We start from the raw sequence: 18,539 nt of genomic DNA on the forward strand, positions 1-18,539 counted from the left end.
CGTAGAGCACCGGACCGACACGGCAGTACCGGTACAGAGGACAGTCCGTTCGGCACCGTGTCATAGCCTCGTGCTCCATGACGATCGATTCTCGACAGGATTCCGCGACCGACAAGCGTGCAGTCGTTCTCGTGCACGATCGTGACCCGGCGCTGGGCTGTCGCAATATCGGCACGCTCGCGCCCGAGTTGGAGAGTCGCGGATACCGACTCGACGTCCATTCCTTCGACTACGGGCACGCCGATACCCCGCCTTCGCTGGACGACGCCGGGATGGTGGTCGTCATGGGATCGCCGGACGCTGCGTACGGAGAGTCGTCGTGGATCGGCCCGGAGATCGACTACCTCGAGCGTGCCATCGAGAAGGACGTACCGATTCTGGGTGTCTGTTTCGGTGGGCAGTTGCTCGCTCGAATCCTGGGAGGGACCGTCACGCGGTCGCAGTTCCCCGAGCACGGCCTGACCGAGACCATCTCGGTGTGCCCGGACCTGATCGGGCCCGGACCGTGGATGGAGTATCACGACGACACCTTCGTCGCACCGGACACCGCGACGGTGATCGCGAGCAACAGTGCCGGCCAGCAGGCCTTCGTGCACGGCAGGCACCTGGGACTGCAATTCCACCCCGAGATCGACGTCGACGTCTTCGACTCCTGGGCCGACGCGTGGGTGCGTGACGGTATCGAGCAGGACCAGGACATGGTCGACGCCATCAGGAAGGACCTGGTGGAGAACGAAGCCGACCTGCGCGCACGCTGCGCCGCGCTGCTCGACGGGTGGATTTCACGCTGTGCACTCCCCGCCTCCCACTACGGTGGGGAGCATGAACTTCAGTGACCACCAGATCGGCATCTATGCCCAGGGCATGTTCACCGATCAGAAGCCGAAGATCACGACCAACCTCGCGAAACTCGAGGATCAGGCTGCCGCGAGGCTGACGCCCGAGGCGCTGGGGTACATCGTCGCCAGCGCCGGTAGTGGTTCGACGGCCCGTGCCAATCGAGAAGCGTTCGACCGGTGGCGCATTGCACCGCGAATGTTGCGTAGCTCGGCCGAACGGGATCACTCGGTCACGGTGCTGGGCACGGAGCTTCCCGCGCCCTTGTTGATCGCACCGGTGGGCATTCAGACTCTCGCCCATCCCGACGGTGAGCTCGCCACCGCACGAGCCGCAGCGGCGCTCGGCGTTCCGTACATCCACTCGACGCAGGCGTCGCACTCGTTCGAGCAAGTGGCGGAAGCCGGTGGCGACGCACCGCGGTGGTACCAGTTGTACTGGCCCACGGATGAATCGGTGCTCCTGAGTTTCCTGGACAGGGCGAAGGCCACCGGATTCACGACGCTCGTGCTCACCCTGGACACGACTCTGCTGGGATGGCGTCCGGCGGACCTCGACCGCGGTTACCTCCCGTTTCTCGCGAACCTCGGCATCGAGAACTACCTCACCGATCCGGCGTTCAAGGCCGGGCTGGAGCAGCCTGTGGAGACCAATCCCATTGCTGCGGCAATGCACTGGGCGAAGATGTTCCCCAATCCGGGGCTGAACTGGGGTCAACTGAAGTTCCTTCGGGATCACTGGGACGGTCCGATCGTCCTCAAGGGGATCTGCACCGTCGGCGACGCGAGGTCGGCCGTCGAGCACGGAGTCGACGGCATCGTGGTGTCCAATCACGGTGGACGCCAGATCGACGGCGCGCGAGCATCGTTGGACGCACTGCCTGCCATCGTCGACGCCGTCGGTGATCAGGTGACGGTGTTGTTCGATTCCGGGGTGCGCACGGGGGCCGACATGGCCAAGGCGCTTGCGCTCGGAGCGGACGCGGTGTTGCTCGGCCGGCCGTTCCTGTACGGCCTTGCACTCGGCGGGCAGGAGGGTGTGGAGCACGTACTGCGCTGCATTCTGGCCGAATTCGATCTGGTCACCAGCTTGTCCGGGCACACCGGTGCCGCCGAACTCGGCCGGGAATCCGTGGTGCGCGCATGAGTCCGTCCTGGGTCGAGCACGCAATCTGGTGGCATGTCTATCCTCTCGGATTCGCCGGTGCGCCGGTACGAGAGTGGGACGGAACCTCCTTGGCCGACGAGCATCGGTTGCTCAAGGTGGTCGAATGGCTCGACTACGCACTGGAACTCGGAGCATCCGGCATCGCACTCGGTCCCATCTTCGCCTCGGAAGGCCACGGGTACGAGACCGTCGACCACCTGCGCGTCGATGCGCGGCTCGGTACCGACGAGGACTTCGACACCGTGATCGACCAGGCGCACAGCCGGGGGATGAAGGTCATGCTCGACGGTGTCTTCAATCATGTAGGACAGAGCTTTCCACGGTTCCGGAGTGCTCTTGCCGGGGACTCCGACGCGGCATCCTGGTTTCATCTCGACGCCTCCGGGCGTCACCGCAACTTCGAAGGTCACGACGAGCTCGTCGCGCTCGACCACAGCAGTGCCGCAGTGCAGGACTACGTCGTCGACGTCATGCAACACTGGCTCGGCCGCGGCGCCGATGGGTGGCGTCTGGACGCGGCGTACGCTGTGCCGCCGGAGTTCTGGGCGACCGTACTACCTCGGGTACGGGAACGGTTCCCCGACGCGTACTTCCTCGGCGAGGTCATCCACGGTGACTACGCACAGATCGTGCAGCGGAGCTCGCTGGACTCGGTGACCCAGTACGAGCTGTGGAAGGCGACGTGGAGTGCAATCGCGGAGCAGAACTTCTTCGAGCTCTCGCACGCCCTCGGGCGCCACAACGAGTGGCTCGACACCTTCGTGCCCGCCACGTTCGTGGGCAACCACGACGTCAATCGCATCGCCAGCACCATCTCCGACGAACGGCATCTCCCCCACGCGCTCGTCACGCTGTTCACCACTGGTGGAACACCGATGATCTATTACGGCGACGAGCAGGGCTTCCGCGGCGTCAAGGAGGAACGCGTCGGCGGCGACGACGATGTCCGTCCCGAATTCCCCATGACTCGTGAGCAACTCGATCCGGCGGGATGGTCGACGTTCCACCTGCACCAGGAACTGATCGGACTACGTCGACGCGCCCCGTGGCTGCACACTGCGAAAACCGAGACCGTCGAGCTGGCCAACACCGCGATGCTCTATCGGGTCCACAGTGGAAACAACGCACTGCACGTCGCACTGAATCTCGGCGACGATACCGTCGACTACCGCATTTCCGGCGAAGTCCTGGCAGGTGCTGCGTCCGTGGACGGCGGACGGACGACGGTGCCGGCACACGGATGGGCGGTCATCGGCTAGCTCGATCGTAGGATGATCTATCACTCTCTAGAGATTTCGTTAGATCACCGTAGAAGGAGTGATAGACGGTAGTGCCCAGCGAAGGGGCTACAGTGTGCAGTCGACACGGGGTGCCGCACCGATGCGGCTGAGAACACACCCGTCGAACCTGATCTGGTCAGCACCAGCGGCAGGCGTGGAGCCTGCGGAATGCCCCGGTATTCCTAGGGATGTCAGCGCGGTCGGTCGTTGGTGCCGAGCATCCGTGCATCCTCACGTTCGTGGTGTCCACCGAGCGAGAGGCACAAGTATGAACTTCGATCGTCAGACCGTCGTTGTCACCGGAGCCGGACGGGGCCTGGGAACTGCAGTGGCCCGCGCGTTCGCTGCGCAGGGAGCACACGTCGTCGTCAACTATCGTCGTAGCCGCGAGGCTGCGGAGGCACTGGCGTCGGAGATCGGTGGTGTGGCCGTCGCTGCCGACGTCACCGATCCCGCCCAGGTCGACGCCCTGTTCACCGCAGCCGAGCAGCATTTCGGCACGTCGGTGACCACCGTCGTCAACAATGCTCTCGCCGATTTCTCGTTCGACGGTGACGCGCGCAGCAAGGCGGACACCATCTCCTGGGCCCAGTTCGACGCCCAGTTCCAGGGCGCAGTGCGCGGTGCTCTGAACACGACTCAGCGCGCGGTGCCGGGTATGCGGGCCGCCGGATCGGGCCGGATCGTCAACGTCGGCACCAACCTGTTTCAGAACCCCGTGGTGCCTTACCACGACTACACGGCATCGAAGGCCGCTCTTCTGTCGCTGACCAGGACGCTTGCGGCCGACCTCGGCGGCGACGGCATCACCGTCAACATGGTGTCCGGCGGCCTGTTGCGCACCACCGACGCGAGCGCCGCGACGCCGGAGGAGGTCTTCGACTTCATCGCCGCCTCCACTCCATTGAAACGTGTGGTGACGCCCGAGGAGTTCGCCGATGCGTTGCTGTTCTTCGCATCGCCGTGGTCCCGTTCGGTGACCGGCCAGAATCTCGTCGTGGACGGTGGATTGGTCAAGGACTGATGATGCATCTGAACGCCTTCCTGTACAACTGCGGTCACCACAGCGCCGCCTGGCGACATCCGCGTTCGCGCGTCGAGGACCTGGGCGATATCGGGTACTACGAGAAGCTCGCACGGACGGCGGAGCGCGGCAAACTCGACGCGGTGTTCTTCGCCGACGGCCACTCGGTGCGTGACCCGGCAGGAGCGGGAACTTGGTTTCTGGAACCGATCACCGCCCTGACGGCGATGGCGCGGGTGACGACGCACATCGGTCTGGTGACCACGGTGTCCACCACGTTCTACACACCGTTCCACGCCGCGCGGCTGCTCGCCTCCCTCGACCACATCAGCGGCGGACGTGCCGGATGGAACGTCGTCACCTCGATGTTCGACGCCGAAGCGCGCAATCACGGCTTCGACGAGATCCCGCCTCGGGGTGAGAGATACGCGCGTGCCGAGGAGTTCGTCGACGTCGCCCTCGCTCTGTGGGACACGTGGGACGCCGATGCTCTCGTACTCGACCGTGGCGGCATGTACGCCGATCCGGACAAGGTGAATCGGATAGACCACTCGGGCAAGCATTTCCGGGTCGACGGTCCGCTGACGGTCCCTCGTTCACCGCAGGGCCGGCCGGTGCTGTTCCAGGCAGGTGCGTCGGGGCAGGGCCGGGATCTGGCCGCCCGCTACGCCGAGGCGATCTATGCAGTCGCCTACGATATCGAATCCGGCGCGGCGTATTACGCGGATGTGAAGGCTCGGATCCGCAGTGCTGGACGGGAACCCTCGTCCGTCGGCGTCATGCCCGGCCTCGTGACCTACGTCGGATCGACCACGGCCGAGGCGAGAGCGAAGAAGGACGAGCTCGACGCCTTGTTGCCGGTGGAGCAGTCGTTGAGACAACTGAGCATGTTCGTCGAACAAGACTGCAGTGCGTGGGAACTCGATGCTCCTGTCCCTTCATTGCCTCCCATCGAGGAATTCACCGGGCCCCACGGACGGTACGAGACCATCCTTCGGATCATCGCGAAAGACTCTCCGACCGTCGGTGAGCTGCTCGGCACGCTCGCCGCGGGCGGCGGCCATGCGACGATGATCGGCACTCCCGAGTCCATCGCCGACGAGATCGAGGCCTGGATCGACGGCGGTGCAGCGGACGGCTTCAACCTGATGCCCCCGCTGTATCCGGACGGTTTGGATGACTTCGTCGACCACGTAGTACCTGTCCTGCAGTCGCGGGGGCTCTTTCGTCGGGACTACACCTCCAACACGCTGCGTGGTCACCTCGTCTGATCGGGACGTGTATTCACGAGCGGACCGAAGACTGCGCGATCGACGAAGTCGACGAGCGCATCGAGTCCATGCGACGGTTCGCCCGTCCATCGGCGTGCGAACGACTCGGCGGCGCCGGCCACGAGCTGCGCCGTCACCGCGGGCGACGCCGGCAGCTCGACGCCGTCGCTCTCGAATCCGCGCAGTCTGTCGACCCACGGCTCGAACTGCAGGATGGTGAATTCTTCGACACGGGAGGAGAGTTCGTCGCTGACGAGGGCTGCGTCGCGGAGCGCGTCGATGACTGTTCGATTCTCGCCGAAGATCCGCCAGAACACCTCGAGGTGGGGACGCATGGTTCGCGCGGTTCGTGCGACCGGATCCTGCGCGGCGACTATCGCGTCGGCTTCCTCGCCGAGTCGTTCGGCGAGGGCGAGCAGTAGTGCGTCCTTGCTGTCGAAGTGGTTGTAGAACGACCCCGTCGACCGGCCGGCCTCGCGCGTGATGTCGGTGATCTTGGCCGCGAGGTATCCCGTCCGCGCGAACACGACACGCGCGGCGTCCTCGAGTTCTGTGCGGGTTCGGGCGGCCTGAAGCTCGCGTGAGGTGGTCGGCACATGCGCCCTTTCGATTGACAGTGACGTATGTAGCGTACAGACTGAATCCATATTCAGTGAATACTGATTCAGTCACCCGGGCGAGGGTGCGGACGATGGGTGGAGGCATGTCGTGAAAGCAGCAGTTCTGACCGAGTACGGGGTTCCCAGGTTCGCCGATCACGAGGACCCGACGGGTGCGGAGGGCATCGAGCTGCTTCGGGTGGAAGCGGCCACGATCAACGCCGTCGATATTGCCATCGCCTCGGGCGGGCACTATCTGAGCCCGCGAACCCTGCCCGTGATCGCAGGCATCGAAGGTGGTGGCGTCACCGCCGACGGACGTCGGGTGTACTTCTCCCTGCCGCGGGCTCCGTTCGGTTCGATGGCCGAGTTCGCGCCCGTACCCGTGGGCAACCTGATCGACATTCCGGACACCCTGGACTTCGGAACCGCCGCGACCTTGGGAAACGCAGGCCTGGCGGGAAGTATGCCGCTCGTCGAGGGTGCGCACCTGAAGGCAGGCGAGAGCGTCGTGATCCTGGGCGGCACCGGCGTGGTCGGGCGCATCGCCGTGCAGGCTGCGTGCTTGCTCGGCGCCGGGTCCATCACGGTCGTCGGACGCGACCGGCAGGCATTGGAGGCGACGCTGGAACTCGGCGCCACAGGAGTGGTCGCCGCCGGCTCGCCCGAAGACGACCTGACGGCAGCGATCCGCGACGCGTCCGGAGGCGTCGACGTGATCCTCGATTACACCTGGGGCACTGTGGCGCTCGCCGCGCTTCGGGCGGGAAACCGAGGCGTGCGGTCCATTCAGATCGGCGATCGAGCCGGAGCCGACATCACGATCCCGGCGCAGCTCATGAGGGCACTGGGAGCGACAGTCGCCGGGTTCATGCCGATTCATCACGGGCCGCAAGCAGTGGCCGACGCCTACCGCCGGGTCAGTGACTGGGCAGCCGAAGGCAAGCTTCGGATCGAGTACGAGGAAGTTCCGCTGTCCGACGTCGAGAAGGCATGGAGCCGAGCATCATCGGTGCGGCACAAGCTGGTTCTCGCGCCCTGAGATGTTCTTCTGTTGACGGGCGTTTGTCAGCGGCCCAGCCCGGCGATGTATGTCTTGGTGAGTTCCGCGATGTCGCGCGCATGGGAGATGGGCGACCAGTGGCCTGCTGGAATGTCGTTGCGAGTCAAGTTCTTCACCCACTTGCCGGTGTCGGCGTAGTGGTACGGACGCACGGCGACGTCTTCGGTGTTCACGATCAGTTGGACGGGGATGTCCACGTAACGTTCCCGCGGCTTCGTCAGTCGCGGAATGATGTTGGCACGGTAGAGGTTGGTGCCGTTGGTCGCATCGGACCACAGGGTCGAATTCTGTGTCACCAGAGCAGGATCGACACCTGAGAACTCCTGCAGGAATGCGGGCCATCCTTTGGCGAACTGGCGCTTGATTCGTAGCGTCGACAGCCCGGGGATGTGGAACGTGACCGTGTACCAGGAGGCGCGCACCTGTGCGAGGACGTGACGGATGCCCTCCACGGTGGGTTTCGCGAGGCGTGAGCGGGACCATTTGCCGAGGTGGTCGAGGTTGGGACCGGAAATGGACGTGTAGGAGGCGATGCGGTCGATCGCGTGTGGCTCCGCCGCCGCTTCCCAGGCTTGGACTGCGCCCCAGTCGTGCGCGAGGACGTGGACTTTCCGGTCCGGGCTGACGGCGTCGATCACGGCGTAGAAGTCGGAGGCGAGGTTGCGGAGCCGGTATGCCGATTGCTCCTGGGGAATCGTGCTCTCCCCTGCTCCGCGTACGTCGTAGGACACGACTCGATAATCGTCGGCGAGGAGCGGGACGATGTGGCTCCACAACTCGTGTGTGTCGGGCCAGCCGTGAACCAGCACGATCGTCTCACCGTCCGGGTTGCCGGTTTCGAACACGGCGAGGTGCATGCCCTCGTTGACTACGATTCTGCGGTCCATGGCGGTGCTCATTCACTCGACTTTAGTATGAATCCGGGTTACATGTACACGAACTGTCGGTCCTGCCTGCGAGAATCGACCGGTGATCGAGAACTCCGACTGGCCGCCGACCGTACGCGCGATCGCCGCCGCAACCGATGACGCAATCACCGCGGCACGCGCCCGCTCGAAGAGCGACTTCGACGACGCCGTCGGCAGCCTCGATTCCGAGGATCGAGCTCAGGTCGCCTCGATCCACGCCGAGATGGTGCGTTCGCTACTCGAAGAACTGCATCCCGACGGTCTCACCGGGGAGGATGTCCAGGATGCGTTGACCAGTGCGGTCCGGGCGTCGGCCGAGTGGTACGAGGATCTCGACGTTCCCGGCTTCGTCGAGGTGCTGACGGGGGCGCTCGGCGTCGCCGATCACATGCAGGAGGCCGCGGAACAACGGCCGTTTCCCCGGCCGGAGCACGCAATCCTGATCATCACGGACCTGCTGATCAGGCGAAAGGTCGCAGCCCAGGGCTACATCCATCGCGCGGTCGGCGAGATTCGGCGAGCCCAGACTATGGAGATGCCGTAGCGCTTTCTACATTTCTCTAGTATCCACGGAAGAAACCCGTAGAAGGCGATAGCGAGCGTTGCTATCGCCCTCTACGCATATCTAGCGCGCAGACGATAGAGGTGTAGAACCATCCAGAGACAGTCGTGCAGCCCTGCATCGGCTGTGCAGTAGGTTGGCTGCGCCGATGACGGCCCTGATCGACGATTCGACGCTGTCGCGCTCGATGGCCATCGCCCACTCGCGTCGACCGTCGAGGTCGCACCGGACGAAGGTCGCCGTCGATCCGTTCGGAAGCTGATGCAGGCTCAGTGGCTGCTGGTGGAACGCGGTGATCTCGAGGTGGATGCCTGCGTCGTAGAGCATCGACGTCAACGCGTCGATCGGGCCGTAGCTGGTTGCCGTCGCAGAGTGAATGGAGTCGCCGATGCCGAAGGTTGCATCGAAGGTCTTCCGGCCGCCTCGCGCGTCGGATGCTTGCCATGTGCCCAGGCGGATCGGACCCGAGGCGCCGCTGTACTCGGCGCGGAACGCCGACCAGCTCATGGCCTGCGCCGAGGCGTTCAGCTCGCGCGGGACAACGCCGCCGAAGCGCGCGGCGAAGGACTCGCTGGGAGATGTCGGGGCGAAAGAAGCGGAGGTGAGAGCGTTCATAGGAGTGGTCTTTCCGAATGTGAAGGAAGGACCGAGATGGGTAGCACAACGACCCGCAGCGGGGGTCGGTCCGAATCAGACCCCGCTACGGCGGTGTACTACGAGAAGCTTCTTCACGAGAGTCAAGGTACTCCCGCCTGCCCATGCAGAGCAACAATTCGGTCGTCTAACGGCGTCTAGTGCGCAGCCGATAGTGCCCGATACTGTGCGATGAAGTCGCTAGGTCTCGATAACACTCTCTAGGACACGACCTAGATGTGCCCATAAAGTCCAATCCCACTTGTTACTTTGGCCCCATGGACCCCGTGCGTAACCCCTACGCTCCCGGCGCAGGTCAGCGTCCGCCCGAACTTGCAGGGCGAAAGAAGCAACTCGACGCCTTCGACGTCGTACTCGAGCGCATCACCCGTGGCCGTCCGGAGCGAAGCGTCGTACTGACGGGTCTGCGCGGCGTCGGGAAGACGGTGCTGCTGAACCACCTGCGATCGGCGGCCGTCGCGCGAGGATGGGGAACCGGAAAGATCGAAGCGCGGCCGGACCAGGAGCTGCGACGGCCACTGTCGTCGGCGCTGCACATGGCCGTCCGAGGAATCGCTGCGTCGCACCGGGATCCTGAGCGCGTCGACGAATTTCTCGGTGTGCTCAAGGCGTTCGCGCTCCGAGCGTCGGCGGACAAGGGCATGCGCGAGCGTTGGCAGCCCGGCATCGACGTTCCGGCGAAGACCGGACGCGCCGACTCGGGTGACATCGAGATCGACTTGGTCGAACTGCTGCTCGACGCGTCGGCGCTCGCCGGGGATGTCGGAGTAGGTATCGCCATCTTCATCGACGAGATGCAGGATCTCGGGCCTGCGGACATCTCGGCCCTGTGCGCGGCCTGCCACGAGCTGAGCCAGGACGCGGCGCCGCTGATCATCGTCGGCGCAGGGTTGCCGCATCTGCCTGCAGTCCTGTCCGCGTCGAAGAGCTATTCGGAGAGGCTGTTCAGCTATCACCGCATCGGCAGGCTCGAACGGACCGCGGCAGATCTTGCGTTGATCGCGCCGGCGGATCGCGAAGACGTCGAGTTCACCACCGAGGCACTCGACGCGCTGTACGACGCTGCGGACGGATACCCGTACTTCGTGCAGGCGTACGGCAAGGCGACGTGGGATCTCGCGGCCGAATCACCGATCACCGCCGAGGACGTCCGTGTCGCAGCACCGACTGCGGAGGAAGAGCTCGCGGTCGGATTCTTCGGTTCGCGGTACGAGCGGGCAACCCCAGCGGAGCGCGAGTACATGCGGGCAATGGCCGATCTTTCGGGCGACGATGCCTCGGTGCCGACGTCCGCGGTGGCCACCGAACTGGGCCGCAAGCCCGCGTCGTTGTCCCCCGCACGGGACGGGCTCATCAAAAAGGGGCTGATCTACTCCGCCGAGCGGGGAACCATCGCCTTCACGGTCCCCCACTTCGGGCGATACCTGCGGGCGCAGACGGACGACTAGGGCGCTCCGCGCTCACAAGGAATTGATGCGCGACATGTCCCCGTCGTAATAGTCGATCAACCTCTGATCCATCACCTTCCGCCACAGCGGAGGCACGAGTGCACAGAAGATCATCACCGCATACCCGGCCGGGAGCTGCGGTGAATCGTCCATGCTGCGCAGGGATTGGTACCGCCGCACCGGGTTGGCGTGGTGGTCGCTGTGCCGCTGGAGGTGGTACAGAAACAGGTTGCTCCACAGGTGATCGCTGTTCCAGCTGTGGGTGTGATTGGTGCGCTCGTACCGCCCGCGCTTGGTCTTCTGCCGCAGAAGCCCGTAATGCTCCAGGTAGTTCGCGGCCTCGAAGAGAATTACCGCGATCACAGCCTGCAGCACCAGGTACGGGGCCACGATCCAGCCGAAGCTTGCGATCAGAGCCGCGAACAACACGACCGAGATGGCCGCCGCGTTGAACAGGTGATTGTGGGCGGTCCAGCGTGATTTGCCGATGCGATGAAGCCGGCGCTGCTCGAGCTCCCACGCGGAGACGATGCCGCCGATCATGCTCCGCGGAAGAAACCTCCAGAAGCTCTCGCCGTACTTGGCCGACGCAGGATCCTCCGGCGTCGCCACGCGCACGTGGTGCCCATGGTTGTGCTCGACGTAGAAGTGCCCGTAGAACGACTGCGCCAATGTCACCTTGGACAACCAGCGCTCGACGTTCTCACGTTTGTGGCCCAGTTCGTGCGCGGCGTTGATGCCGACTCCGCCGACGATTCCGATGGTGATCGCCAATCCGACACGCTCCGGAACTCCGAGAGGTCCGTGCGCCCACAGGTAGCAGGCCAGGACCAGCCCGGCGTATTGCAGCGGGATCAGCAGATACAGGCACCAGCGGTAGTACTTGTCCTTTTCGAGCGCCTCGGCGGCTTCGACGGGCGGGTTACGACGGTCTACGCCGGAGAAGGCGTCGACGAGCGGGATGACGATGCCCATGATCACCAGGCCCAGCAGCCAGAACGCGCCGGGGCCGAGCCAACTGACCAGGCCCCAGGCCATGAACGGGCTGAGCGGGATCACCAGGCCGAGTGGCCACAGGTATCTCTTGGGATCGCGCCACGTGAGCGGCACGCTCGGAGTCTGCTGGGTCATGAGGGTCGCATACCCCCTCTCGGAAAATCGACCGCAAGAAATTTACTCTGACTAAAGGTAACAGTTATTTTCGGGCAAAGGCCCTCACCATTGTCGTTCGAACCAGCCACGTGATCGGATGGGCACACAGACCCGACGTGAGGAGCACCACTGTGGACAGAGCCGAGTTCTCGCTCGTTGGCCGGCACGGGACCGAGATCGTCTACGACGTCTGGACGCCCGATGCCGAGATTACCGGGCTGGTCGTGCTGTCCCACGGACTGGGTGAGCATGCCCGACGCTACGACCACGTTGCCGCCGTGCTCGGCGACCTCGGCCTGATCGTGTACGCGATCGACCACCGAGGGCACGGGCGGTCGGGTGGCAAACGGCTCGAGTCCAAGAACTGGTCGGATTACGTGAGCGACCTGCACGAACTGTTCCGCATCGCCCGCACCGCGCACCCGAACACCAAGACATTCCTGCTCGGGCACAGCATGGGCGGCGCTATCGCGCTGTCCTACGCACTCGAGCATCAAGCCGAGCTCGACGGTCTCATGCTGTCCGGCCCGGCAGTGGTGCTCGGTGACGGAACACCCAAGATCCTCGTGCCGATCGGAAAGCTACTCGGCAGAATCGCGCCTTCCGTTCCGGTTCAGGCACTCGACTCGGCCGACGTCTCGCGCGACCCCGCCGTCGTCGCCGCGTACGACGCGGATCCCCTCGTGCATCACGGGAAAGTTCCTGCCGGGCTGGCCAGCCACCTCGTCGGCGCGATGGAAAGTTTCCCGGCTGCCCTGCCGTCGTTGACGCTGCCGGTGCTGCTGCAGCACGGCAGCGAGGACAAACTCGCCGACGTGGCAGGCAGCCGGATGATCGCCGAGAGAGCCGGCTCCACCGACCTCACCCTCGAGGTGTACGACGGCTTGTTCCATGAGGTCTTCAACGAACCCGAACGTGAGCAGGTCCTCGACGATCTGGTCGCGTGGCTCGCTCCGCGTGTGAATCGGCAGCCTCGCTCCGCGGGTGAATCGACACCGAGGTAGTAGGTTCTGTGCCTGGGGCTCGAAGAACGTAGCCGGGGATGTTCGTATCGAAGGGGATGAATGTGTCGCGCACAGCGTTGGTTCTCGGCGGCGGTGGGGTCGCCGGAATCGCATGGCAGACGGGCCTGCTTCACGGACTGGCCCACGCCGGTGTCGACGTGACCGGCCCCGACTGGTCGGACATGCTGCTCGGCACTTCGGCGGGAGCGGCCGTCGCAGCCCAGGTCAGCAGTGGAGTGTCGCTCGCAGACCTCTACGACAGGCAGGTTCGGCCCGAACTGCAGATCGACGAGCCACGTCCGAATGTGTCGATCGACTCGCTGAACGAGTTGCTCGACGCGGCCGCCGAGCGGGCAGCAGGCGACCGACAGCGCTTCGCCCGCTACGTCGGCACTGCCGCTCTCGCGGCGTCGACACCGTCCGAAGCGGAGCGACGTGCGGTGATCGCACACAGGCTGCCCTCGCACGAGTGGCCGGATCGCGATCTCAGGGTCGTGGCGGTGGACGCGGAATCGGGCCGACATCGAGTTCTGAATCGCGATTCCGGAGTGCGATTGGTCGACGCCGTCGCAGCCAGTTGCGCCATCCCGGGAATGTGGCCGCCGATGACGATAGGCGTGCATCGCTACATCGACGGCGGCGTCCGATCCAGCGAAAATGCCGACCTCGCAGTCGGTTTCGCGAAAGTCCTGATCCTGCAGGTCGGCGTCGTCGATGCCGGGCAGGATCCATCGGCGGCCGAGCGCGAACGCTTGATCGCGGGAGGTTCGAGCGTCGAGGTCATCCGGCCCGACGCCGACACGCTGTCGGCGATCGGACCCGATCCCACCGACCCGGCTGTACGTTCTGCAGCCGCCGAGGCGGGCTTCCGGCAGGGCAGTGCGGTCAGCGAGGCGCTTCGCGGTTTCAAGCAGGCCTGACCTTCGGTTCAGTCGGTTCGGCTCACGCCTCGTGCAGTCCGAAGAGGGTTGCGCCGTTGTGGTAGCAGACATCTCGAACCCAGTCGTCGCTCAGATCCAATCGACGGACGGCCTCGAGCGCATCGAGATACGGGTACGGGATGTTGGGAAAGTCGCTTCCGAACATGATGCGATCCTGCAGATCCAGCAGACGCGATCTGTCGGCGACCGGAAACGGCCATGCCGATTCGGAGAAATCGGTGAAGGACATCGTGGTGTCCAGCCGTACCTCCTGGTGAAGCGTCGCGATATCGAGGAATTCGGTGTACTCGGGCATGCCCATGTGCGCAATGATCAACGGTAGGCGCGGAAATCGTCGGAGCAGTCCGGCGATCGGTTCCGGTCCCGTGTGGTCACCGGGTGCGGGGCCGGAACCGCAGTGGATGACGACGGGTACCGCCGCATCCTCGATGGCGCCCCACACCGGATCCAGCAGGGGATCGCCCGGTGCATAGTTCCCTACCTGGATGTGCGACTTGAAGATTCGAGTCCCGGAGGTAATCGCGTCGGCGACGTACCGCCCCGCGTCGGGCTCGGGGTAGAACGTTGCCGTCCGAAGGCAATCCGGTGTGCGTTGCGCGAAATCTGCACCCCATGAATTCAGCCACGCGGCCATCCCTGGCTTGTGCGGATAGATCATCGACGTGAAACCGCGTACGCCGAACTCGCGCAACCGGTCCAGGCGCGCCTCCTCGTCCTCGCGGTAGGTGATCGGCCAGTCCATGCCCACGAGAGGTCCCGCACTGTCGAAGTACGCCCACACCTTGTCCATGACGTTCTTCGGCATGAAGTGGGTGTGGACGTCGAACAGGCCCGGCAGTTCGAGCTCCCGCCAGAACGCTCTGACCTGGTCTGCTTCGGTCGAGCTCGGTTCGGTCGAGCTCGGTTCAGTCGAGCTCGGTTCAGTGGGCGACATGTCCGTCGAACCAGTCGAGAGTGCGGACCCAGGCGTCGGCGGCGGCGTCAGGGTTGTAGACCGCGGGCCGGTCGTTGCAGTTGAAACCGTGTTCGCCTTCTGCGTAGCGAGTTATCTCGGTCGACACCGGCGCAGCTGCTGCTGCGGCACGCAGTTGTTCGACCTGTTCGACGGGAATGCCGGTGTCCAGGTCGCCGAAGAATCCGTGCCACGGTGTCTGGAGTGCGTCGGCGACCGACAGCATTGTCGGATAACCGAAGCGGGCTTTGTCGATACCGCCGCCGTAGTAGGTGGCGGCTGCGCCGAGCGTGCGTCGAACAGCGGTGTGGAAGGCAACCGATCCGCCCATGCAGAACCCGATGATCGCGGACTGGGCCGGTTCGAACCCGCGGGCGGCGATGTCGCCGAGGGCCGCGTCGACGTCGGCATCGACCTCGGTGGCCTGCAGTGCGCCGATGGACGCCATCGCCGAATCCATGTCGGTGTACTCGTGAATCTGCTTGTCCTGGCGGTGGAAGAGATGGGGCGCGACCGCTACCCAGCCGGCGTCGGCGAGGCGCCGGCAGATGTCGACGATGTGGGTGGTCACGCCGAAGGCTTCCTGGACGACGACGATGCCTCCGCGCGCCGGTCCGGACGGTGTTTCGACGGTGAGGGGGGTACTCATGAGTCGATTCGATCACATCGACTTGTACGGTGGGATCGAGGTACGTAGATCGTCGGCATTCCCCCTGGCAGCAGATCTTCCGAGAGGACAGCACATGCGCGCGGTACACATCACGAGTCTCGACGGCCCGGAATCGGTGCAGATCGTCGACGTCGACGAACCCACGGTTCGCGACGACGCGTTGGTGATCGACGTGGAGGCGGCAGGCGTCGCGTACCCGGATGCGTTGCTGACCAGGGGTCTGTATCAGTACAAGCCGGAGCTACCGTTCGTACCCGGCAGCGAGATCGCCGGGATCGTGCGCTCGGCGCCGGAGGGATCGGGTTTCGCCCCTGGCGACCGCGTCGCCGCGCTGACCGGGCTGTCCGACGGCATGGCGGAGGTCGCCGTCGTCTCGCCCGACACCGTGTTCCCACTTCCCGACGCCGTGTCGCTCACGGCAGGAGCGGGTTTGCTCTTCAACGACCTCACGGTGCACTTCGCGCTCCGCGAACGCGGGCGGTTGGCCGAGGGCGAGACCGTGCTGGTGCACGGCGCCGCGGGCGGTATCGGGACCTCCGCGCTGCGATTGGCGCCGATACTCGGTGCGTCGCGCGTGATCGCGGTCGTCAGCACCGAGGCGAAAGGTGAGATCGCGAAGGCTGCAGGCGCCACCGACGTCGTGCTCATCTCGGACGCCGACGGGACAGGGTGGAAAGACGCTGTCAAGAAGTTGACCGACGGCAGAGGCGTCGACATCGTGGTCGATCCGGTCGGTGGTGACCGATTCACCGACAGCATCAGAAGCCTGGCACCGGCGGGACGCATCCTGGTCCTCGGTTTCACGGGTGGCGAGATCCCGACCGTGAAGGTGAATCGCCTGTTGCTCAACAACGTCGACGTCGTCGGTGTCGGGTGGGGCGCATGGTGGAGGACACGGCCGGGGTACCTCGCGACTCAGTGGGCGGAGCTGGAACCGCTTCTGGCGTCGGGAGAACTGACTGCCCCGGAGCCGACGGTGTTCTCGATCGACAAAGCATCCGATGCCATTTCGTCACTCGAAAATCGCACCGCCGCAGGCAAAGTGGTTCTCCAACTGAAGTAGCCGAGAGTTCCACCCGGTTCAGTCGGGGAGTTCCACCCGTTTCAGTCGGGCAGTTCCACTCCGCGTGCTGTGGACAGCGCAGCGATTTCCGCGGGAAAGACGTTCTTGAAGACGAACGGATCGGTTCCGAGTGCCCAGTTCGGAGCCAATTCGATCGCGTACCGCTCGAAGTATCCGAGTTGCTTGCCGACGAGGATGAGTTCCTCGGGACTCGACGTTCGGTACTGCTTGCCCATTCCGACAAGAGCCTTGATGAAGTCGGTCAGGCTGAAGTGCGCCAACGTGTCCGACAGCATCGGCGCGAACACGGCCTGAAGGATGAGTCCGACCTCGGCGTCGGTGCCGACGTCATCGGTGACGATCCCGAGGCGCTTGACGCTGCCCGCGAGACGGGTGAAATCGCCGTCGACGACGGTGGCGTGGAACAGGTCCTGCAGGAGCATTCGCCACTGTTCGTCGAGTTCGCCCATCACACCGAAGTCGAGGAAGGACACGCGTCCGTCGTCGAGCACCCAGACGTTGCCCGCATGGACGTCACCGTGGAAGAGGCCGTGCAGCACAAGCGCTTCCATCCACACCTTCGCGGCTCGCCGGACGACGAGTTCCGACGCGTCGCCCGGCGTGCACTGGTCGAGCGGTGAACCGTGCATTCGTTCCATGCAGATCACGCGGCTGCCGCAGTATTCGGCGAACACCTCCGGCGCGGTGACGTACTCGTTGTCGCCGAACGCGGAGATCGATTCGCGGAAGCGCGCTTGCCTGCGCGCTTCGACCACACTGTCCAACTCGGCGAACGTGGCGGCGTGGAGGTCGACGATGATCGCGGATGCGTTGGCGGTCTTGAAGAACACGATGAACTTTTCGAGCGCCCGGGCGAAGATGTAGGCGATGCGTAGGTCCACCTTCATGCGGTGGTAGATGCCCCGGCGCTGGACCTTCATGATCACTTCGCGGCCGTCGCGCAGGACACACAGATGGACTTGTGCAACCGACGCGGAGGACAGCGGGACGTCGTCGAAGCGGCTGAACAACTCCGCTGTCGGCCGTCCCAGATCGGACTCGATGGTGGCGCGGGCCTGTGCACCCGGGTAGGGCGGGACCTCGTCGAGACATCGAAGACAAGTGTCGGCGAGGACCTTGGGGAACAGTCCGGGGGACGAGCCCATCAACTGCCCGACCTTGACGAACGTCGGTCCCAGGACGAAGAAGGCGTCGACGACGCCCTCCGAGGCGTGAAGCGGCCAGCCGCGACGCGGGGCGAGCGCCCACTTTCCGACAGCCAGGATTTGATAGAACACCAGGACCGCGCCGATGACGAGCAGGCGCAGAAATTCGCGAACTCCGAACTCGCGCAGCGGTGGAGCAGGTCTGGTGGTGATGGGTCCGGTGGTCATCGCGCCATCTCCAGCGAGCCCGTGCCGAGCGCGGCGGTCTCCAGGCGGGACATGAGCCGCTCGAAGCTACGGGTGTCGCCGGACGTGCGGGAGAGCACCAACGCTCCCTGAATCCCAGCGACGATCTCCTCCGCCAATCCTCGGGCGTCGTCACCGTGTCCGAGTTGCCGCAGCACCGGCGTCAGCGCGTCGATCCAATCGCTGAAGTATCTGGCGACGCGGGAGCCGAACAGTGCACGCTCCTCACCGAGCGAGAACGCCGCGAACAAGCAGACCCGACGGCCCGACTGGAAGTATTTCGAGGTCTGCGCGAACATGTCGTGGGAGCGCGCGCGGGCGTCCGTCGCGGCACGCAGCGGCGCGAACACGTTGCTCTGGAACCACCGCTCGACCTCGTCGAGAACTGCCTCCGCCATCTCGGTCTTTCCGCGGGGGAAGAAGTGATACAAGCTGCCCTTGCCGAGCCCGGTTCGCTTGCTGATCACCGACAGCGAAGACCCGTTCCAGCCCAGGTCTCCGAAGACACCTGCCAGGACGGGCACCACGTCCC

At 64.8% G+C, this 18,539-nt stretch carries 19 protein-coding genes and 1 riboswitch; of the genes, 11 read left to right on the forward strand and 8 right to left on the reverse strand.

Going from position 1 to position 18,539, the window contains the following annotated elements; translation table 11 throughout:
• The first annotated feature begins 77 nt into the window (after nt 1-77).
• The 5 genes from ACFULT_RS02370 to ACFULT_RS02390 all read left to right on the forward strand — a co-directional run bounded on the left by ACFULT_RS02370 (nt 78) and on the right by ACFULT_RS02390 (nt 5,579).
• Nucleotides 78-836, forward strand: a complete 759-nt coding sequence (locus tag ACFULT_RS02370) for a type 1 glutamine amidotransferase (protein ID WP_378480499.1) — start codon at nt 78-80, stop codon at nt 834-836.
• On the forward strand, nt 823-1,983 hold the full coding sequence (locus tag ACFULT_RS02375; RefSeq protein WP_378480500.1) for an alpha-hydroxy-acid oxidizing protein: 1,161 nt from the start codon (nt 823-825) through the stop codon (nt 1,981-1,983). Before ACFULT_RS02370 ends, ACFULT_RS02375 begins: the two co-directional genes overlap by 14 nt.
• Nucleotides 1,980-3,263 carry an alpha-amylase family glycosyl hydrolase gene (locus tag ACFULT_RS02380; RefSeq protein WP_378480501.1) on the forward strand — a complete coding sequence of 428 codons (1,284 nt, stop codon included), beginning with the start codon at nt 1,980-1,982 and terminating at the stop codon, nt 3,261-3,263. Before ACFULT_RS02375 ends, ACFULT_RS02380 begins: the two co-directional genes overlap by 4 nt.
• A 96-nt stretch (nt 3,264-3,359) precedes the next feature.
• Nucleotides 3,360-3,454, forward strand: a riboswitch (TPP riboswitch).
• Nucleotides 3,455-3,552: 98 nt separating this feature from the next.
• Nucleotides 3,553-4,308, forward strand: a complete 756-nt coding sequence (locus ACFULT_RS02385; protein ID WP_378480502.1) for a 3-oxoacyl-ACP reductase — start codon at nt 3,553-3,555, stop codon at nt 4,306-4,308.
• Entirely contained in the window at nt 4,308-5,579 is a 1,272-nt protein-coding gene (locus ACFULT_RS02390) for an LLM class flavin-dependent oxidoreductase (RefSeq protein ID WP_378480503.1), read from the forward strand. The genes ACFULT_RS02385 and ACFULT_RS02390 overlap by 1 nt, the downstream gene beginning before the upstream one ends.
• Here ACFULT_RS02390 and ACFULT_RS02395 read toward each other — a convergent pair.
• Nucleotides 5,567-6,175, reverse strand: coding sequence for a TetR/AcrR family transcriptional regulator (locus ACFULT_RS02395; RefSeq protein ID WP_378480504.1), 609 nt, complete (start codon nt 6,173-6,175; stop codon nt 5,567-5,569). The genes ACFULT_RS02390 and ACFULT_RS02395 overlap by 13 nt on opposite strands.
• 112 nt (nt 6,176-6,287) lie before the next feature.
• Between ACFULT_RS02395 and ACFULT_RS02400 the strand changes: the two genes are divergently transcribed.
• The gene (locus tag ACFULT_RS02400; protein WP_378480505.1) at nt 6,288-7,220 is read left to right on the forward strand and encodes a zinc-binding alcohol dehydrogenase family protein; all 933 of its coding nucleotides are present in this window, start codon (nt 6,288-6,290) and stop codon (nt 7,218-7,220) included.
• A gap of 26 nt (nt 7,221-7,246) precedes the next feature.
• Here the strand turns inward: ACFULT_RS02400 and ACFULT_RS02405 are convergent, their stop codons facing one another.
• On the reverse strand, nt 7,247-8,140 hold the full coding sequence (locus ACFULT_RS02405) for an alpha/beta fold hydrolase (RefSeq protein WP_037109575.1): 894 nt from the start codon (nt 8,138-8,140) through the stop codon (nt 7,247-7,249).
• A gap of 70 nt (nt 8,141-8,210) precedes the next feature.
• Between ACFULT_RS02405 and ACFULT_RS02410 the strand changes: the two genes are divergently transcribed.
• Nucleotides 8,211-8,693, forward strand: a complete 483-nt coding sequence (locus tag ACFULT_RS02410) for a hypothetical protein (RefSeq protein WP_094720012.1) — start codon at nt 8,211-8,213, stop codon at nt 8,691-8,693.
• Nucleotides 8,694-8,774: 81 nt separating this feature from the next.
• Here the strand turns inward: ACFULT_RS02410 and ACFULT_RS02415 are convergent, their stop codons facing one another.
• Nucleotides 8,775-9,326, reverse strand: a complete 552-nt coding sequence (locus tag ACFULT_RS02415; protein WP_378480506.1) for an alpha-isopropylmalate synthase regulatory domain-containing protein — start codon at nt 9,324-9,326, stop codon at nt 8,775-8,777.
• A gap of 296 nt (nt 9,327-9,622) precedes the next feature.
• Between ACFULT_RS02415 and ACFULT_RS02420 the strand changes: the two genes are divergently transcribed.
• Nucleotides 9,623-10,813 (forward strand): ATP-binding protein, encoded by a 1,191-nt coding sequence (locus ACFULT_RS02420; RefSeq protein WP_020112464.1) that lies wholly within the window; start codon nt 9,623-9,625, stop codon nt 10,811-10,813.
• Nucleotides 10,814-10,825: 12 nt separating this feature from the next.
• Here the strand turns inward: ACFULT_RS02420 and ACFULT_RS02425 are convergent, their stop codons facing one another.
• Nucleotides 10,826-11,944 (reverse strand): alkane 1-monooxygenase, encoded by a 1,119-nt coding sequence (locus ACFULT_RS02425; RefSeq protein WP_378480507.1) that lies wholly within the window; start codon nt 11,942-11,944, stop codon nt 10,826-10,828.
• A 152-nt stretch (nt 11,945-12,096) separates the two neighbouring features.
• Here ACFULT_RS02425 and ACFULT_RS02430 point away from each other — a divergent pair, with 152 nt between their 5' ends.
• Both ACFULT_RS02430 and ACFULT_RS02435 read left to right on the forward strand, forming a co-directional pair.
• Nucleotides 12,097-12,969 carry an alpha/beta hydrolase gene (locus ACFULT_RS02430; RefSeq protein ID WP_378480508.1) on the forward strand — a complete coding sequence of 291 codons (873 nt, stop codon included), beginning with the start codon at nt 12,097-12,099 and terminating at the stop codon, nt 12,967-12,969.
• A 56-nt stretch (nt 12,970-13,025) separates the two neighbouring features.
• Nucleotides 13,026-13,889 (forward strand): patatin-like phospholipase family protein, encoded by an 864-nt coding sequence (locus tag ACFULT_RS02435; RefSeq protein ID WP_378480894.1) that lies wholly within the window; start codon nt 13,026-13,028, stop codon nt 13,887-13,889.
• Nucleotides 13,890-13,911: 22 nt separating this feature from the next.
• Here the strand turns inward: ACFULT_RS02435 and ACFULT_RS02440 are convergent, their stop codons facing one another.
• The gene (locus tag ACFULT_RS02440) at nt 13,912-14,844 is read right to left on the reverse strand and encodes an amidohydrolase family protein (RefSeq protein ID WP_378480509.1); all 933 of its coding nucleotides are present in this window, start codon (nt 14,842-14,844) and stop codon (nt 13,912-13,914) included.
• The gene (locus ACFULT_RS02445) at nt 14,831-15,511 is read right to left on the reverse strand and encodes a dienelactone hydrolase family protein (RefSeq protein ID WP_037109562.1); all 681 of its coding nucleotides are present in this window, start codon (nt 15,509-15,511) and stop codon (nt 14,831-14,833) included. Before ACFULT_RS02445 ends, ACFULT_RS02440 begins: the two co-directional genes overlap by 14 nt.
• Nucleotides 15,512-15,605: 94 nt before the next feature.
• Between ACFULT_RS02445 and ACFULT_RS02450 the strand changes: the two genes are divergently transcribed.
• Nucleotides 15,606-16,595, forward strand: a complete 990-nt coding sequence (locus ACFULT_RS02450; RefSeq protein WP_037110052.1) for an NADPH:quinone oxidoreductase family protein — start codon at nt 15,606-15,608, stop codon at nt 16,593-16,595.
• A 41-nt stretch (nt 16,596-16,636) separates the two neighbouring features.
• On the opposite strand, the gene ACFULT_RS02455 is transcribed toward ACFULT_RS02450, so the two are convergent.
• Both ACFULT_RS02455 and ACFULT_RS02460 read right to left on the reverse strand, forming a co-directional pair.
• Nucleotides 16,637-17,989, reverse strand: a complete 1,353-nt coding sequence (locus tag ACFULT_RS02455; protein ID WP_378480510.1) for an ABC1 kinase family protein — start codon at nt 17,987-17,989, stop codon at nt 16,637-16,639.
• Nucleotides 17,986-18,534: a TetR/AcrR family transcriptional regulator gene (locus ACFULT_RS02460; RefSeq protein ID WP_037109557.1), complete on the reverse strand. Its 549-nt coding sequence runs from the start codon at nt 18,532-18,534 to the stop codon at nt 17,986-17,988. Before ACFULT_RS02460 ends, ACFULT_RS02455 begins: the two co-directional genes overlap by 4 nt.
• Nucleotides 18,535-18,539: the final 5 nt, after the last annotated feature.

This window comes from Rhodococcus sp. NPDC057297 (assembly GCF_042667435.1).
Taxonomy (GTDB): domain Bacteria; phylum Actinomycetota; class Actinomycetes; order Mycobacteriales; family Mycobacteriaceae; genus Rhodococcoides.

Bases quoted from the DNA above. Each gene is read 5' to 3' on its own strand.
- ACFULT_RS02370 (WP_378480499.1), top strand. From the start codon at position 78: ATGACGATCGATTCTCGACAGGATTCCGCGACCGACAAGCGTGCAGTC.
- ACFULT_RS02375 (WP_378480500.1), top strand. From the start codon at position 823: ATGAACTTCAGTGACCACCAGATCGGCATCTATGCCCAGGGCATGTTC.
- ACFULT_RS02380 (WP_378480501.1), top strand. From the start codon at position 1,980: ATGAGTCCGTCCTGGGTCGAGCACGCAATCTGGTGGCATGTCTATCCT.
- ACFULT_RS02385 (WP_378480502.1), top strand. From the start codon at position 3,553: ATGAACTTCGATCGTCAGACCGTCGTTGTCACCGGAGCCGGACGGGGC.
- ACFULT_RS02390 (WP_378480503.1), top strand. From the start codon at position 4,308: ATGATGCATCTGAACGCCTTCCTGTACAACTGCGGTCACCACAGCGCC.
- ACFULT_RS02405 (WP_037109575.1), bottom strand. From the start codon at position 8,140: ATGAGCACCGCCATGGACCGCAGAATCGTAGTCAACGAGGGCATGCAC.
- ACFULT_RS02415 (WP_378480506.1), bottom strand. From the start codon at position 9,326: ATGAACGCTCTCACCTCCGCTTCTTTCGCCCCGACATCTCCCAGCGAG.
- ACFULT_RS02420 (WP_020112464.1), top strand. From the start codon at position 9,623: ATGGACCCCGTGCGTAACCCCTACGCTCCCGGCGCAGGTCAGCGTCCG.
- ACFULT_RS02425 (WP_378480507.1), bottom strand. From the start codon at position 11,944: ATGACCCAGCAGACTCCGAGCGTGCCGCTCACGTGGCGCGATCCCAAG.
- ACFULT_RS02435 (WP_378480894.1), top strand. From the start codon at position 13,026: ATGAATGTGTCGCGCACAGCGTTGGTTCTCGGCGGCGGTGGGGTCGCC.
- ACFULT_RS02440 (WP_378480509.1), bottom strand. From the start codon at position 14,844: ATGTCGCCCACTGAACCGAGCTCGACTGAACCGAGCTCGACCGAACCG.
- ACFULT_RS02445 (WP_037109562.1), bottom strand. From the start codon at position 15,511: ATGAGTACCCCCCTCACCGTCGAAACACCGTCCGGACCGGCGCGCGGA.
- ACFULT_RS02450 (WP_037110052.1), top strand. From the start codon at position 15,606: ATGCGCGCGGTACACATCACGAGTCTCGACGGCCCGGAATCGGTGCAG.
- ACFULT_RS02455 (WP_378480510.1), bottom strand. From the start codon at position 17,989: ATGACCACCGGACCCATCACCACCAGACCTGCTCCACCGCTGCGCGAG.